Source organism: Corynebacterium antarcticum, assembly GCF_016595285.2.
In the GTDB taxonomy this organism is placed as follows: Bacteria; Actinomycetota; Actinomycetes; order Mycobacteriales; family Mycobacteriaceae; genus Corynebacterium; species Corynebacterium antarcticum.
On record NZ_JAENIP020000003.1, the window covers coordinates 252,802 to 268,368 of the forward strand.

10 protein-coding genes are annotated in these 15,567 nt (G+C 67.3%); 3 read left to right on the forward strand and 7 right to left on the reverse strand.

All coding sequences use genetic code 11. The features are described 5' to 3' along the window. Window positions 1–47: 47 nt before the first annotated feature. Window positions 48–539, forward strand: coding sequence for a Sec-independent protein translocase subunit TatB (gene tatB / locus JIM95_RS08525; RefSeq protein WP_200260040.1), 492 nt, complete (start codon window positions 48–50; stop codon window positions 537–539). Window positions 540–562: 23 nt separating this feature from the next. Here the strand turns inward: tatB and JIM95_RS08530 are convergent, their stop codons facing one another. The 3 genes from JIM95_RS08530 to JIM95_RS08540 form a co-directional block, all read right to left on the reverse strand. Beyond that, window positions 563–1,699, reverse strand: coding sequence for an Mrp/NBP35 family ATP-binding protein (locus JIM95_RS08530; protein ID WP_200260043.1), 1,137 nt, complete (start codon window positions 1,697–1,699; stop codon window positions 563–565). Window positions 1,700–1,782: 83 nt separating this feature from the next. After that, window positions 1,783–2,385 (reverse strand): DUF1003 domain-containing protein, encoded by a 603-nt coding sequence (locus JIM95_RS08535; RefSeq protein WP_200260046.1) that lies wholly within the window; start codon window positions 2,383–2,385, stop codon window positions 1,783–1,785. Between the two features lie 65 nt (window positions 2,386–2,450). Next, entirely contained in the window at window positions 2,451–3,767 is a 1,317-nt protein-coding gene (locus tag JIM95_RS08540) for a magnesium transporter MgtE N-terminal domain-containing protein (protein ID WP_200260049.1), read from the reverse strand. Between the two features lie 133 nt (window positions 3,768–3,900). On the opposite strand from JIM95_RS08540, the gene JIM95_RS08545 reads away from it, so the two are divergent. Beyond that, window positions 3,901–4,416, forward strand: a complete 516-nt coding sequence (locus JIM95_RS08545) for a YflT domain-containing protein (protein WP_200260052.1) — start codon at window positions 3,901–3,903, stop codon at window positions 4,414–4,416. Window positions 4,417–4,444: 28 nt separating this feature from the next. Here JIM95_RS08545 and JIM95_RS08550 read toward each other — a convergent pair whose 3' ends face one another. Then, window positions 4,445–5,530 carry a magnesium and cobalt transport protein CorA gene (locus tag JIM95_RS08550; RefSeq protein ID WP_200260055.1) on the reverse strand — a complete coding sequence of 362 codons (1,086 nt, stop codon included), beginning with the start codon at window positions 5,528–5,530 and terminating at the stop codon, window positions 4,445–4,447. A gap of 247 nt (window positions 5,531–5,777) precedes the next feature. Here JIM95_RS08550 and JIM95_RS08555 point away from each other — a divergent pair, with 247 nt between their 5' ends. Then, on the forward strand, window positions 5,778–6,479 hold the full coding sequence (locus tag JIM95_RS08555) for a type 2 periplasmic-binding domain-containing protein (RefSeq protein ID WP_200260058.1): 702 nt from the start codon (window positions 5,778–5,780) through the stop codon (window positions 6,477–6,479). A gap of 138 nt (window positions 6,480–6,617) precedes the next feature. Here JIM95_RS08555 and JIM95_RS08560 read toward each other — a convergent pair whose 3' ends face one another. From JIM95_RS08560 to JIM95_RS08570, 3 genes are all read right to left on the reverse strand, one after another. Further along, complete coding sequence (locus JIM95_RS08560; protein ID WP_200260061.1) at window positions 6,618–10,415, reverse strand: multifunctional oxoglutarate decarboxylase/oxoglutarate dehydrogenase thiamine pyrophosphate-binding subunit/dihydrolipoyllysine-residue succinyltransferase subunit; 3,798 nt, start codon at window positions 10,413–10,415, stop codon at window positions 6,618–6,620. Between the two features lie 177 nt (window positions 10,416–10,592). Further along, window positions 10,593–14,453 carry an ABC transporter ATP-binding protein gene (locus tag JIM95_RS08565; protein ID WP_200260064.1) on the reverse strand — a complete coding sequence of 1,287 codons (3,861 nt, stop codon included), beginning with the start codon at window positions 14,451–14,453 and terminating at the stop codon, window positions 10,593–10,595. Between the two features lie 122 nt (window positions 14,454–14,575). Then, window positions 14,576–15,439, reverse strand: coding sequence for a hypothetical protein (locus JIM95_RS08570; protein WP_200260066.1), 864 nt, complete (start codon window positions 15,437–15,439; stop codon window positions 14,576–14,578). Between the last annotated feature and the right edge of the window lie 128 nt (window positions 15,440–15,567).

Below are 15,567 nucleotides of genomic sequence, written 5' to 3' on the forward strand. Positions count from 1 at the left end.
GGCGGCGGCGACCTTGTCCGGTAATCCCCTTCAGCTAGTATGAAAGGGTGTTCACCAATGTCGGTTGGTCCGAGATATTCGTCCTCTTCGTCGTCGGTCTCGTGGTGATCGGCCCCGAACGTCTGCCGAGGGTCATCGAGGACGTCCGTGCCGCGATCCTCGCCGCCCGGACCGCCATCGACAACGCCAAGCGCTCGATGAATGAGGAGTTCGGCCCCGAGTTCGAGGACATCTCCCGTCCCCTCGGGGAAATCGCCGCCATGCAGCGGATGGGCCCGCGTGCCGTACTCACCAAGACTCTCTTCGACGGCGACGACAGCCTCCTCGACGCCTTCGACCCGAAGAAGATCATGTCCGGCGACACCGCGGGACGGGCACACAGGCAGCGGGCCGCGGAACAGGGCACCACCGTCAGGCAGGCCGCCGAAGAGACCGTCCGAGTCGATCGGCCGTCAGACGGGGGCCCCGCCCCCTCCCGGTCCGCCGACCCGTCGGTGCCTGAACCGTCCGGTGGCGCTGACTGGTCGGACGTCACCTAGGGGGAGTGTCCGGGCTGCGCCGTTCACCGCGGTTTGTTCGCGACCCCCAGATTCAGGGATTTCCCGGCCAGCGACTCGCGCCGGACAACGATCCTGTCCGCGATCTCCCCGATCGCCACGGATGTCGGCGACTCGGGGTGGGCGATGACCACGGGGACCCCGACATCGCCGCCGGCGCGGAGCGCAGGATCCAGGGGAACCTCACCGAGGAGATCGATCTCGGTCCCCGTCAGGATGGACAGCCGGTCCGCCACGGTCTGCCCGCCTCCGGCACCGAACACGTCGACGGTGGAACCGTCGGGCATAACCATGGCACCCATGTTCTCGATGACTCCGGCGATGCGCTGTCGGGTCTGTTGACTGATGGATCCCGCCCGTTCGGCGACCTCGGCCGCGGCCGCCTGTGGCGTGGTCACGATGAGCAGCTCCGCGTTGGGGACCAGCTGGGCGACGGAGATCGCGACATCGCCGGTACCGGGTGGGAGATCGAGGAGGAGCACGTCCAGATCGCCCCAGAACACGTCGGTGAGGAACTGGGTTATCGCCCGGTGCAGCATGGGGCCGCGCCAGACGACGGGGGAGTTGCCCTCCACGAAATGGCCGATGGAGATCATCTTCACCCCGTGGGCCATTGGCGGCATGATCATGTCGTCGACCTGGTGCGGTCGCTCGTCCGATCCGAGCATGTGGGGGATCGAGTGGCCGTAGATGTCGGCGTCCAGCACACCCACGGAGAGTCCCCGGGCGGCGAGCGCCGCCGCGAGGTTCACCGTCATGGAGGACTTGCCGACACCTCCCTTACCGCTGGCGACGGCATAGATGCGGGTCGTGCACCCAGGCTGCGCGAAGGGGTTGACCACCTCGGTGGCGTTTCCCCTCAGGCTCGTGCGCAGTTCACGGCGTTGCTCGTCGCTCATCACGTCGGTGGTGACGGTGACGTCGGTGACACCGTCCACCTCCGCGACAGCCGCCCTGGAATTCTCCGTCAGGGTCGACTTCATCGGGCACCCGGCGATGGTCAGATAGATCTCGACCTGCACGGACGAGCCGTCGACGGCGATGGATTTCACCATACCGAGCTCGGTGATCGGGCGCCCGATCTCCGGGTCGATCACCCGGGCGAGCGCGGCGCGGACTTCGGATTCAGTCACGGTAGTCATCACCAGACGATCCTAGCGCGCCACCACCCCGCCACGCCGTGCGGGGCATCCGGTCACCCGGTGGTTTCACCGCCCCGTCGAGGTCACCGGTTGTCGTCGTCGCGGTCGTTGATCTCGCCCATGGTCGGTTCCGCGAGGAGGTCCTTCCCGTCCCGTTCCCCGTGCTCCAGATGCTCCCGCGCCTGCCGAGCCGCCGACTCATCGTCGATCTTGGCCTCGAGTCGCTCGAGGAGATCCGTCAGCTCCTCGAGCTCACGGCGGAGATAGTCACGGGTCACCGTCTCACCGACGGCGATCCGGACACCGGCCAGCTCGCGGGCGAGGAACTCCGTGTCGGCCTTGGTCTGTTCACTCCGTCGTCGGTCCTCTGCGATGACCACACGGTCCCGGTCCTCCTGCCGGTTCTGGGCGAGGAGGATGAGGGGCGCCGCGTAGGCGGCCTGGGTCGAGAACGCGAGGTTGAGGAGGATGAACGGGTAGGGATCCCAGCTGAATCTCCAGGCGCCGACGTTGAGCGCGATCCAGATGATGACGAACACGGTCTGCCAGAACAGGTAGTCGCCGGTGCCGAAGAACCGGGCGACCTTCTCCGCGAACGCGCCCACCGAGTCGCCGTCGATGTTGATGAGCTTCCGGCGCTGGCCGGCTACCGGGGTGTCGAGATCGCTGCGCTGGTAATCAGCCACGGGTGGGCTCCTTCACGATGTGCTGGAAAGGTCGGGCGGGGTTGGTGGTCGGGGAGGACAGCCGGCTACCGCGATCCGGGCTGCAGCAGAGGTCGTCTGCCACCCAGCTCGGGATCGGGGCGGAGGCCGCGCTCACGCCAGTCATCGGGGAGCATGTGGTCCAGGAGGTCATCGACGGCGACCGCTCCGAGGAGGTGCTTGTCGGGGTCGAGTACGGGACCGCACACGAGGTTGTAGGTGGCGAAGTAGCGCGCGGCGGTCTCCTGGTCGTCGTCCGCGTACAGCGGCGGCAGATCGGGGTCGAGACAGCCGCCGATCAGTGAACCGGGAGGTTCGCGCAGAAGCCGCTGCAGGTGGACGCAGCCGAGGTACTTCCCGGTCGGTGTGGCCGTCGGCGGACGGACGACGAACACCATCGATGACAGGGACGTGGGCAGTTCCGGGTCGCGGGCGAACGCGAGCGCCTCGGCGACCGTCGTCTGGGGGGTCAGTACCAGGGGCTCCGGCGTCATCAGGGCGCCCACCGTGTCGGGGGAGAAGCTCATCAACCGGCGGACCGGCGCGGACTCCTCCGGGTTCATCTCCTCCAGCAGGGCCGCGGCCTTGGCGTCCGGCAGCTCACCGAGCAGGTCCGCCGCGTCGTCGGGGTCCATCTCCTCGAGAACGTCGGCGGCCCGCTCGAAGTCGAGGGCGTCGAGGAGTTCCGCCTGCCGGTCCTCGGGCAACTCCTGCATGACATCGGCGAGCCGTTCGTCGTCGAGCTCGACCGCGATCTGCTCCCGCTGCTGGGCGGGAAGCGTGTACAGCTGGGTCGCAATGTCCGCCGGGCGCATGTCATCGAACTGGGCGATCATCTCCGCGGTCGCGTCCGGATCGCCGGTACCGCCGGCGGAGATACCGTGCACGTGCGTCCAGGGCACCACATCCAGTTTCGGGCGTCGACCGAACTTCGGCTTCTCGTGGTACACCGCCACCCGGGAAATCACCCAGTCGCGGGTGCGGGTGCGCTCCAGCTCGACATCGGCGATCTCCAGGGCCCTGCCGTGGAGATGGTCGAGCTCAGGGTCATCCACCTGGATCTTCGAACCGACGATGTCCGCCATGATGCTCAGCTCACCGGTTCTCGACTGGAACGCGCGCAGGGACACCGAACCGGTGGCGAGCAGGATTTCCTGGGGTTCGATCTCCGCGATCCGGAGCATCGGCAGGAAGATCCGGCGCTTGTTCAGCATCTCCACCACGAGGCCGAGCGCCCGGGACGTCTGTCCGTTGGGCCTGACCGCGATGACGATGTCGCGGACGCGACCGATGACGTCGGTGTCGGGACCACGGACGACCATGCCGGAGAGACGTCCTGCGTACACACGGGTGATAGGGCTCATGGAGATCCACTTTACTGTGCCGCCCGCCCGGGAACATTCCACCCGGTCGGGCCGTTCTACGGAGTGGAGGAGAGACCTCCGGAATCCCCGGTGGCGGACCAGTCCCACCGAACCTCAGGAGGAGATCGTGAGCATGACACCGTTCGGAACCCCCCAGGCGCGGAACCAGCCGGGGGAACGCCTACGCCCGGAGGGATGGCCGGTCGGCAGTTTCGGGGACTACGCCTCCGCGCAGGCCGCCGTCGACATGCTCAGTGACCGCGGTGACTTCCCCGTCAACGAGCTCACGATCGTCGGCGTGAACCTCATGGAGGTCGAACGGGTCGTCGGCCGGTTGACCTGGGGACGGGTTCTGGCGGCGGGTGCCGCTTCGGGTGCCTGGATGGGGCTCTTCGTCGGCATCCTGATGAGCCTGTTCAGCGAGAGCTTCATGGCTCCGATGATCTACGGCATCGTCATGGGGGTGATCTTCGGGCTGATCGCGGCGGCGGTGCCGTACGCGGCGTCGAAGGGCCGGCGGGATTTCGCGACGACCACGCAGATCGTGGCCGGACGCTACGACGTTCTGTGTACACCGGAACACGCGCGCCGGGCGCGGGACGAGATCGCGCGCGCGAACCTGGGGGGAAGGCACCGGCCCGGCCGGTGACCGGATCGGTGTCCGGGCCTGGGGCGGCTCAGAACCAGTTCTTGCGGCGCAGCAGCCACCACAGGAACAGTACAGAGCCGACCATCAGCAGGAGCGCCATGTAGTAGCCGTACTTCAATCCGAGCTCCGGCATGACCTCGAAGTTCATGCCGTAGATGCCGGCGATGACCGTGGGCACAGCCGCCATGATGGCGACGGAGGAGATCTTCCGCATGTCGTCGTTCTCCTGCAGGGTGATCTTCGCGACACCTGCGTCGATCAGAGCGGACAGCCGCTCATCGAGACCTCGCACGCTGTCGACCGCGAGCAGCTCATGGTCGAGGACGTCACGGAAGTACCGGACGAGTTCGCCGGGGAGCATGTCCCCGTTGCGCTCCAGCAGCAGCCGGAGGGCGGCGGCGAGCGGATCGATGGAGTGCCGCATCTCCAGGATCTCCCGCTTGAGCATGTAGATCGTCTGGATGTCGAAGCGTTCGTTCGGGGTGAACACCTCCGCCTCGAGCTCGTCGACATCGGCGGCGAGCTCTCCGCCGATTCGCACGTACTCGTCGACCGCCGTGTCCATGATCATCCACGCGACGGAGGCCGGTCCGAGGGCGGTCTGTTCCGGGTCCTCCTCGACGCGCCTGCGCAGTCCCTTGATGTTGGAGGGTTTGCCGTGTCGGACGGTGATGATGAAGTCGGGCCCGAGGATCATCTGGATCTCCCCGGTCTCGATGATCTCCGAGGCGTCGTTGACGGACTCGTGCTCCTTGAACATGACCGACCGCACGACCATGAACAGCTGCTGGTCGTAGCGCTCGACCTTCGGGCGCTGGTGCGCGTTGACCGCGTCCTCGACGATGAGCTCGTGGATGTTGAATGCCTCGGCGATCTCCATCATCTGACGCTCGTTGGGTTCGAGGAGACCGAGCCAGACCCATCCGCGGCCCTCCCTGCGGACATGCTCCAGGGCGCTGCGGTAGGTGTGAGGCTGCCCGTCATCGGCTCCGTCGACGTAGACGGTGCAGCGCTCGATGGCCTCTTCAACAGGTGCATCCGGCTCCATCGGAGAAGGCGTGATCTTGTCGGCGGGGGAGGTCCGCGGCTTGAGTACACGTCGGATACTGGGCATCGGGCGGTGACGCTCCTTCTGCGGTACAGGTGGATTCCGACCGGAGGAGCCGGGACCCCGGAATCTTTCGGACGAGGATCAGCAGTGAGTGTACCGAGTTCTTCCGCAGGTACACCATCGACGGGTCAGCGGGTGATCCCGCGCGTCCCCGGCCGGCCGAAGTAGAGTGTCACTGGAGAACCAGACGGTGTTCCCGGAACGTCGGGCCGGGATCACCGCGCGTACACCGGACGAGCCAGGAGAACCCATGACGCCAGAGGAATCGCCACCGTCACCGAGGACGCTGACAAGGTTGATCCTCGCCACGGTGATCTGCGTACCCGTCCTGGCCGCGTGCGCACCCGAACCGGCGGGCCCTCCCGTGGAGTCGGAGTTCCGTCCGGTGCAGATTTCGGTCAACTCCTCGTCCATCGAGCAGCGGATCCTCGGCGAGATGTATCAGCGGACCCTGCGTGCGCACGACCGGGACGCCTACCTCACCCTGGAGACGGCCTCGAACGACAACCAGCGCATCGAGCGGCTCAACGAGCGGAAGGCCGATCTCGTCGTCGGCTGCACCGGTGAGCTGCTCCACCAGCTCAATCCCGTGGCCGCGGAGGAGCTGTCCCGCGAGTACACGGCGGCACTGGAGAACGGCGAGGTCGACAGGAACTCAGGGGAGTGGCGGGAGAAGGTGTACTCGGCTCTGGTCGGCTCGCTTCCGGGGAACATGATGGCCACCGACCCCTCCAACGCCCTCGGCTGTGAGGGGTACGACGGCCCGGAGCTCCCGCAGAACATCGTTCCGGTGTACCGGAAGCCGATGCTCGACCGACGCGACCGGCTCATCCTGAACTCCGTGGGCGGAACCATATCGACCGCCGACATCCGCGAACTGACACAGAAAGCCCTGGAATCCAATTCCGTCTCGGCGGCCGTCGTGCCGTATCTGCGGGCGGAGGGCCTGTAGCCACCCGACGCGACGGGAGCGGCCCGGTTTCGCGCCGTACCTGACGCCCGGGACGCGGAAAAGGCCCCGTTCCACCGGTTCTCCGGTGAAGGGGGCCTTTTCCGCGTCCCGGGGGCTACGGGGGACGATGCCTCGGAATCAGGCGTCCGGGGCGAACGCCGCGTCGATCAGCTGCTGCTGCTCGAACTGGTGGACCTTCGAGACGCCCGTCGAGGTGGAGGACTGCGCACGACGCGAGATCCTCTTCAGCGGCGGCATCTCCGGGATGCGTTCCGGCAGGTTGAGCGCCAGGAAGGGCCATGCGCCCTGGTTGGCGGGCTCATCCTGGCAGAACCGGACTTCCGTGGCGTTCGGGTAGAACGCGAAGGCCTCCTTGAGCCGGTTGTGCGGGATCGGGTGGTACATCTCCAGTCGGACGATCGCGACGTCCTCGCGGCCGTCCTTCTTCCGGCGCTTCTCCAGCTCGTAGTAGAGCTTTCCGGAGACCAGCAGGATCGTGGTGACCTCGTCCACGTCGCCGATGACGTTGTTGTCGCGGTCGACCAGACGCGGGTCGTTGATCACCGAGCGGAACTTGGTCACCTCGGTGAAGTCCTCGACCGGGCTGGCGGCGTCCTTCATGCGCAGCATCGACTTCGGGGTGAACACGACCAGCGGACGGTGCAGTTCACTGAGCGCGTGGCGACGCAGAAGGTGGAAGTAGTTCGCCGGCGTCGACGGCTGGGCGACGGTCATGGAGCCCTCGGCGCACAGCTGCAGGTAGCGCTCGATCCGGGCGGAGGAGTGGTCCGGGCCCATGCCCTCGTAGCCGTGCGGCAGGAGCAGGATGACACCGGACGTCTGGCCCCACTTGGCCTCACCGGAGGAGACGTACTCGTCGATGATGGTCTGGGCACCGTTGGCGAAGTCACCGAACTGCGCCTCCCAGGCGACGACCGCGTCCGGGTTGCCCACGGAGTAGCCGTACTCGAAGCCCATGCCGGCGTACTCGGTCAGCGCGGAGTTGTAGACGAGGAACTTGCCGTCGCCCTTCGACTGGGCCAGCTCATTGAGCGGGTTGAAGTCGTCGGAGGTCTTCGGATCGACCAGGACGGCGTGCCGCTGGGTGAAGGTACCGCGGCGGGAATCCTCACCGGCGAGGCGGACGACCTTGCCCGAGTTCGCCAGGGATGAGAAGGCGATGAGCTCGCCCCAACCCCAGTCGATGCCACCCTCGTGGACGCTCTCGACACGCTTCTTCGCCACCGGCTGGACGCGCGGGTGGATGGTGAAGCCCTCGGGGGTTCTGGCGTAGGCCTCACCGATCTCCACGAGATCGGCCTTGGAGATGGATGTGTCCAGGCCGTGGGGGAGCTTCTGCGAGCTCGTGATCCCCTCCTGTGCGGAGGCCTGCTTCTTCCCCGCCTGCTTGACCTCGTTGAACACGGACTCCATCTGGTCGTGGAAGTCGCGGATGACGGCCTCGGCATCCTCGGAGGACAGGTCGCCACGACCGAGGAGGTCATTGGTGTAGCGGGTGCGGACGGTGTCCCGGTTGTCGATGATCTCGTACATCTGCGGCTGGGTCATCGACGGGTCGTCGGCCTCGTTGTGGCCGCGGCGGCGGTAGCAGACGAGGTCGATGAAGACGTCCTTGCCGAAGCGGCGGCGGTACTCGGTCGCGAGACGCCCGACCCACACGACGGCCTCGGGATCGTCGCCGTTGACGTGGAACACGGGGCAGCCGAAGCCCTTGGCGATGTCGGTGGCGTAGTGCATCGAGCGGGCGGAATCCGGGGTGGTGGTGAAGCCGATCTGGTTGTTCACCACGATGTGGATGGTGCCGCCGACGGTGTAGCCGCGCAGCTGGGCGAGGTTGATCGTCTCGGGGACGATGCCGAGGCCGGCGAACGCGGCGTCACCGTGCAGCAGCAGCGGCACGACGGAGTACCCGTCCTCGCCCTTGTCCAGGATGTCCTGCTTGGCGCGGGCGATGCCCTCCATGACCGGGTTGACGGCCTCGAGGTGGGAGGGGTTCGCGGTCAGTGAGACCTTGATCTCGCCGTCACCGAACATCTGCAGGTGCTGGCCCTCGGCGCCGAGGTGGTACTTCACGTCACCGGAGCCGCCCGCCTGCGCCGGATCGAAGTTGCCCTCGAACTCGTTGAACAGGTTGTGCAGGGGCTTGCCGACGATGTTGGCCAGGACGTTGAGGCGACCGCGGTGCGGCATGCCGATGACGACCTCGTCGAGGCCCTGGCCCGCGGCGGTGTCGATGCACGCGTCCATGAGGGGGATGAGGCTCTCGGCGCCCTCGAGGGAGAAGCGCTTCTGGCCGACGTACTTGGTCTGCAGGAAGTTCTCGAAGGCCTCGGCGGCGTTGAGCTTCTGCAGGATGTACTTCTGCTCAGCTCCGGTGGGCTTGTCGATACCCGCCTCGAGCCGGTCCTGCAGCCAGGTCCGCTCGTCGCGGTCGAGGATGTGGGTGTACTCGGAACCGACCTTCAGCGTGTACGCCCGGCGCAGGGTCGTCAGGACCTCGCGGAGGGTCATCTGCTCGCGGCCGGCGAAACCACCGACGGAGAACTTGCGGTCCAGGTCCCACAGCGTCAGGCCGTGGGTCGCGATGTCGAGATCGCGGTGATCCGGGATCGGAACTCCGGGCTGGGTCCAGTGCAGCGGGTTGGTGTCCGCGATGAGGTGGCCGCGTGAGCGGTAGGCCTCGATGAGCTGCATGACGCGGGTGTTCTTGTCCACCCCGGTGTCCGGGATGTCCTGGCGCCAGCGCATCGGCGTGTAGGGGACCTGCATGCAGTCGAAGATGTGGTCCCAGAAGGCGTCGTCGGTGAGCAGCTGGCTCATCGTGCGCAGGAACTCACCGGACTCCGCACCCTGGATGATGCGGTGGTCGTAGGTGGAGGTGATGGTGACCAGCTTGCCGACGCCGAGCTCGGCGAGGCGGTCCTCGGAGGCACCGGCGAACTCAGCCGGGTAGTCCATCGAACCGACGCCGATGATCGCGCCCTGGCCCTTGGTCAGACGTGGCACCGAATGCCGGGTGCCGATGCCGCCCGGGTTCGTCAGGGTGATGGTGACCCCGGAGTAGTCCTTGCCGGTCAGCTTCCCCTTGCGGCCGCGCGAGACGATGTCCTCGTACGCGTCGACGAACTCGGAGAACGAGAGGTTCTCACACTCGCGGATGGCCGCGACGACGAGTGCCCGGGAGCCGTCCTTCTGCGGGAGGTCGATCGCCAGGCCGAGGTTGATGTGGTCGTGGACCACCATGGTCGGCTTGCCGTCGATGATGTCGTAGGAGTTGTTCATCGCCGGGTGCGCCATGGTCGCCTTGACCATGGCGTAGCCGATGATGTGGGTGAAGGAGATCTTCCCGCCGCGGGTACGGCGCAGCTGGTCGTTGACCATCGCGCGGTTCTCGAACATCAGGCGGGCGGGCATGTCCCGCACGGAGGTGGCGGTCGGGACCTCGAGGGAGAGGTCCATGTTCTTCGCGATCGCCTTCGCGATACCCGTCAACTGGCTCTTGCCCGACTCGGGGAGTTCCCCGATGCGGCTCAGGGGAGACTTCGCGAATCGCTCGGCCGCGGCGTCCTGCCGGCGCGCGGATTCGCCCTCGCGCTTCGGCGCGTGGTCGCGGGCCTTGGCTGCGGGGGTTTCGGGGTTCTCCTTCTTCGCCTCTATGCCGATCCCCTTTTCAGGGGCGGTGGGGCGGGAGGAAGCCGCGCTCTTCACGTCAGCCTTCGCGTCTTTCCCGGAAACGGGTTCGGCGGGCTTCCGCACAGCGGCAGCGGGGGTCTTTTCGGGGGTGCCTGAAGGTGCACCTTGTGTCTCGAAATAGTCCCGCCATTCCTTGTCCACGGACCCGGGGTCCTCCTGGAACTGCTGGAACATCTCGTCTACCAGCCACTGGTTCTGGCCGAAAGTACTAGCGCTGCTCACGGCAGGTGCTCGCCTCATTTCCTTGGTTAACCTACGTCAGTTTGTTCACTGTAGTCGTCAACTACAGGCTAGTTGCCGAGACCCCGTTCTGTCGCATCGTGGCGGCGTGGGATCGTGCAGTCTCGTGCCGTGGTGGGATCGGGGACACATCAATACGGACACCACACCGCGCTCACGTTACCGGTTTCCGACGGTGGGTGGCGGGGGAACGCGCCCGCCGTCACCCGTGTCGACCCGCGTGTGGGCGTTCCACATCGCCCGGTAGCGGGTGTCGGCCTCGATCAATCCCGCGTGCGTGCCGTCTTCGACGACCCGGCCCCGGTCGAGCACGAGGATCCGGTCGGCCCGCGCGGCCGTGGCCAACCGGTGCGCGACGACGACCGAGGTCCGTCCGCCGGTCACCCGCTGCGCGGCGGTGAGCACCGTTGTCTCAGTCGCGGGATCGAGAGTCGCGGTCGCCTCGTCCAGGAGCAGGAGCGTGGGTTCGACGAGCTCGGCCCGTGCCAGGGCTATCAGCTGTCGTTGCCCCGAGCTGAGGCCCCGACCCCGTTCCCCGACGAGATGGTTGAATCCCCCGGGGATGCGGGAGATCGCGGCCAGCGCGCCCACCCGCCTGGCGGCGGCGGTGATGGCGGAACGGTCCGCCCCGGGGCTCCCGTAGGAGATGTTGTCGGCGACCGTCCCGGTGAACAGATGGGGCTCCTGGGGGACGAGCCCGATCTGGTGGCGCCAGTCGTCCAGAGGGAACTCGCGGATGTCCGTTCCGGAGGCGCGCACGGAACCGCTGACCGGATCGTAGAACCGGCCGAGCAGTTTGATCAGCGTCGATTTCCCGGCGCCGGTCGGTCCGACGACGGCGACCCTGGTCCCCGGTTCCAGGCGGAGATCCAGGCCTTCGGTGACGATCCGTCCGTTCGTCCCGGAGTAGGAGAAATCGACCTCGTCGACCGAAAGCGGTCCCCGCGCCGCACGGTCCGCACCCTCCCGCGTTCCCCGGTCCGGCACCTGAGTCTCCGTCGCCAGGAGATCGGTGATCCGGGACAAGCCCACCGACGCCTGCTGGTAGCCGTCGAAGATCTGGCTCAGCTGCTGGATCGGGCTGAACAACTGGCCGAGGTACATGGTGAAGGCCACGAGGACCCCGGCGGTGATCCGGCCCTCCATGACCATTCCGGCCCCGACTCCCAGCACGAGTGCCTGCGACAGCTCGGAGATGAACGCGATCCCCGGAAAGTAGAGGGCCACAGCGGTCTGGGCGCGGATCCGGGTGCGTCGGTAGGCCTCGACCTTTTCGCTGAATCTCTCCAGACGCAGGGCCTCGGTCCGGTGCATCTGGACCGTGCGCAGGCCCGAGACGGACTCCTGGAAGTCCGCGTTGACCGCGCTGACCTGTTCGCGTGCCCGGGTGTACAGGCTCCTGGAGATTCTCCGGAACACGATGGTGGCGACGAGGATCACGGGCACCGCCCAGAACGCCCACAGCGTGAGGCTCACGTCGGTGGCCAGCAGGACTCCGGCGATGCCGAACAGTGTCCCGACCGCGACGACGGACTGCGCCAGACCGGTCTGCAGGAAGGAACTCAGGGCGTCGATGTCGGTCGTCATCCGCGTCATGATGCGCCCGGACATGGTCGACTCGAAGTAGGAGAGGCTGAGCCGTTGCAGGTGGGCGTAGGAACGGAGTCGCAGGGCGAACAGCAGCCGTTCCCCGGTCCGTGCCGTGAGGACGGTGCGGAGAACCGCGGCGGACCAGGCGATCAGGACGACCGACGCGCCGGCGGCAGCCGCCCACCACAGTGCCCGACTGTCTGTCCCGGTGACTCCGTTGTCGATCGCCACCCGGACCAGGCTCGGGAACGCCAGGTCGGTGGCGACGCCGACGAGCAGGAGCACGATCACCGCCGCGGTGAGGCCGCGGACCTGCCGGAACAGTATCCGGAGCGAGAAGTCACCCGAATCGGCCCGGGCCGCCCCGGCATCGATTCCGGGGTCCTCGGTCGCCGGGGGAAGGGCGTCGACCTGAGCCAGAAGTCCGGGGCTGGGGGGTACAGCCCCTACCCCGCGGCCGCGTCCGCCGGCGACCGGCACCGCCCGGCTGATTCCGGGGCTCGGGTTCCACCGCAGCCCGGGTTCCGGTGCGACCTCCGGCCAGAGCTCCGCGTCCGTCGGTTCAAGGTCCCCGTCACGGTCCTCCGCTGAATCGACCCGGTCATCGGCGCGGGCGCCACGGTCCCGGAGGGAGAGATCCATGAGTCGGGCGAATCGGGGGCTGCGGCGCATCTCACCCAGAGTTCCCTCATCCACCACCCGGCCGTCGACGATGAGGGCGGCACGGTCGGCGAGCTCCAGGGTGGACTGCCGGTGTGCGATGGTCAGCACCGTGATGTCCGGGTGGTGCTGTTTCAGTGCGCGGTAGATGGCGGCTTCGGTGACCGCATCGACCGCAGAGGCGGCGTCGTCGAGCACGAGGACGCGAGGATCGGCCAGGAGTGCACGGGCGAGCGCGATCCGTTGGCGCTGACCGCCGGAGAGTGTCAGGCCCTTCTCTCCCACGGGGGTGTCGTACCCGTGCTCGAGATCCATGATGAAGTCGTGGGCCTGTGCCACCCGTGCCGCGGCGTGGACCGCATCGTCGTCGACCTCTCGGCCACGGGCGCCCACCGCGATGTTCTCCCGGACCGTCGCCGAGTAGAGGAACGTCTCGTCGAAGGCACAGATGACCGCGTCGCGGAGAGCGGCCGTCGACACCTCGGCGAAATCCGTCTCGTCGCCGTCGGCACCGGTGAGCAGGATCCGTCCCGAGTCGGGGGCGTAGAAACGTCCGAGCAACTGGACCAGCATCGTCTTGCCGGAACCCGGTGGTCCCACGAGTGCCACCGTGGATCCCGCGGGGACATCCAGGGACATCCCGGACAGGATCTGACGGTCGCCCTCGGCGAAGCTCACCCCGTCGAGTCGGATCCCCACCGGCCCCGGGGGGACACCGGAACCTGTTCCTTCGCGGGGCGTGTCCATCGAGGGAAGGAGATCGATCACCTCGAAGACGCGCTGGATCGAGCTGGCCCCCATCTGCAGCCGGACCATGGTCGCGGCGAGAACCCGGGCAACCGTGGTGAGCGTGGTCAGATAGGTGGAGAAGGCCACGAACGTGCCCACGGTGATGCTGCCGTGCAGCGCCAGCCACCCGCCGACGGCGATGTTGACGACCAGGGCGAGCATCGGCAACTGGTCGAGCGCGGGCTGGAACCTGGCGTTGATTCGGGCGGCGCGCATGCGGTGGGCGTAGAGCTCGCGTCCGGCGGACTCCATTCGGGTGATCTCGTTCTCCTCCTGGGCGAACGCCTTGACCACCCGCACCCCGGTGACGGTCTCCTCGACCTGGGTGGCCAGGTCCGCGGCCTTCTGCTGGGCCGACCACGTGGAGGCGAAGAGGCTCTTTCTCCCTCTGGCGCCGAGGAACACGATGATCGGCAGCGTCGCCAGCGCGACGGTCGCGAGCAACGGCGACAACCAGAGCATCACCATCGTGGTCAGGGTGAGCTTCAGCATGTTCCCGACGGTCAGGGGGAAGATCGCCAGGATGCCCTGCACCGTGTTGATGTCCGAGATGGAACGGCTGACCACCTGACCCGTCCGGAGTGCATCCTGCCCCGGTCCGTCCAAGCGCTGCAGCGAGTCGAGCAGTTGGACCCGGAGACGCTGCTGGGTGTCCAGTGAGACGACACCGGCGGTGAACCGGCGGATGAACTGGAAGAGGAAGCGGAGGACCGCGACCGCGCAGAGGGCGGCGACGACCGCGGTCAGCGGGGAGAATCCCGGGAACAACCGGGTCACCGTGTTCCCGGCGTGCAGACCGAGCGCGATGTCGACGGCGTCGCGGGTGAGCAGCGGTGCCGCGGTCTCGAACAGCGTCACCAGCACCGTCGCCGACAGCGCGGACAGCGCGGGAACCCTCCGTCGGGCCGCGGCCCGGAGCAGTCGGATGAGGGAGCTCCGGATACCGGGCCCGGTGTCTCCTGTCCTATCGGCGACCGTCATCCCTACCTCTTTCCCCGATTAGAGACGTCTGCTCCAGATCATCCCAGAAGGACTGACAGGGTTAGCCGATCGGGGGCATGTACAGCGGGGACGGCACCCCGGGAGAACTGCCGGCGGGGGATCTACCGGTTCCCGTCCGAATCGGTGTTCGCCTCCGCGATGTCCCGGGCGATCTCCGCCGGGACGTCGATGTCCTCCGGGACATCCTTCGGCAGCGGTGTGGAGAACTCCGCGGGTAGCCCACCGAGGGACTCGCCCACGTTCGACACGACCTTGTCCGCGAGGCGGTGGTTGGCGTAGGAACCGGCGATCGCGCCGATGCCCAGCGGCAGGATCTTCCCGAACCACGCGCGCCGGAACTTCTTGCCCATCGTCTTCACCGCGACATTGACCATGCGGTTGTTCACCGTCGTCAGTTTCGCTCCGGAGAAACTGGACAGGGTCGTGGCGACCGAGCGGCTGCCGACGCCGGTGGAGAGATCGCCCACCGCCGCATCGACGATGGCCGTTCCGGACGACCCGGTGAGAGCGACCAGGATCAGCGCACGGCGCCGCTCCGGGTCGTGGATGTCCACACCGCGCAGTTTCGCGGAGGCCATGGTGTAGAACGCCGCGAGATCCAGGAAAACCAGGGATTCGACACCGATGGCCGCGGCTCCGGTGACCAGACCGATTCCGGGGACAGCCGCGGCGATGCCCGCCGCGCCGCCGGAGCCCGTCGCCAGCACGGAGAAGTGCTTGTCGATGGCCTTCTGCAGTTCCCGGGGGCTGAGCTCCGGGTTCTTCGCCCGCATCCAGTCCACGTATTTCGCGATCGTCCCCGCCTGGATGTGAACGGCCTTGTCCAGACCGGAGATCAGCATCCGGCCGGTCGCTCCCGTGCGGCCCTCGAGAGCCTTCGGATCGGAACCGACGGCATCGGTGATCGGGCGCTCGTCGCGCCGGTCGTTCTTGTCATCTCCGAAGAGTCCGTCAAAGAGACCCATGGGTGCACTCACTCATTTCTCGTTCTCGTGGGTGGCCCCGGGCGAGAGCTCGCCGGGGTGCGCCAGATTCCCGGCGACGATACTGCTGCACTACATCGTAGATGGGCCCGGAGGCCCGTGCGCGGTGC

What these genes read in the sequence shown, in the direction of transcription:
- JIM95_RS08530 (WP_200260043.1), bottom strand. Translation starts at nt 1,699, where the DNA reads ATGACTACCGTGACTGAATCCGAAGTCCGCGCCGCGCTCGCCCGGGTG.
- JIM95_RS08540 (WP_200260049.1), bottom strand. Translation starts at nt 3,767, where the DNA reads ATGAGCCCTATCACCCGTGTGTACGCAGGACGTCTCTCCGGCATGGTC.
- JIM95_RS08545 (WP_200260052.1), top strand. Translation starts at nt 3,901, where the DNA reads ATGACACCGTTCGGAACCCCCCAGGCGCGGAACCAGCCGGGGGAACGC.
- JIM95_RS08550 (WP_200260055.1), bottom strand. Translation starts at nt 5,530, where the DNA reads ATGCCCAGTATCCGACGTGTACTCAAGCCGCGGACCTCCCCCGCCGAC.
- JIM95_RS08555 (WP_200260058.1), top strand. Translation starts at nt 5,778, where the DNA reads ATGACGCCAGAGGAATCGCCACCGTCACCGAGGACGCTGACAAGGTTG.
- JIM95_RS08565 (WP_200260064.1), bottom strand. Translation starts at nt 14,453, where the DNA reads ATGACGGTCGCCGATAGGACAGGAGACACCGGGCCCGGTATCCGGAGC.
- JIM95_RS08570 (WP_200260066.1), bottom strand. Translation starts at nt 15,439, where the DNA reads ATGGGTCTCTTTGACGGACTCTTCGGAGATGACAAGAACGACCGGCGC.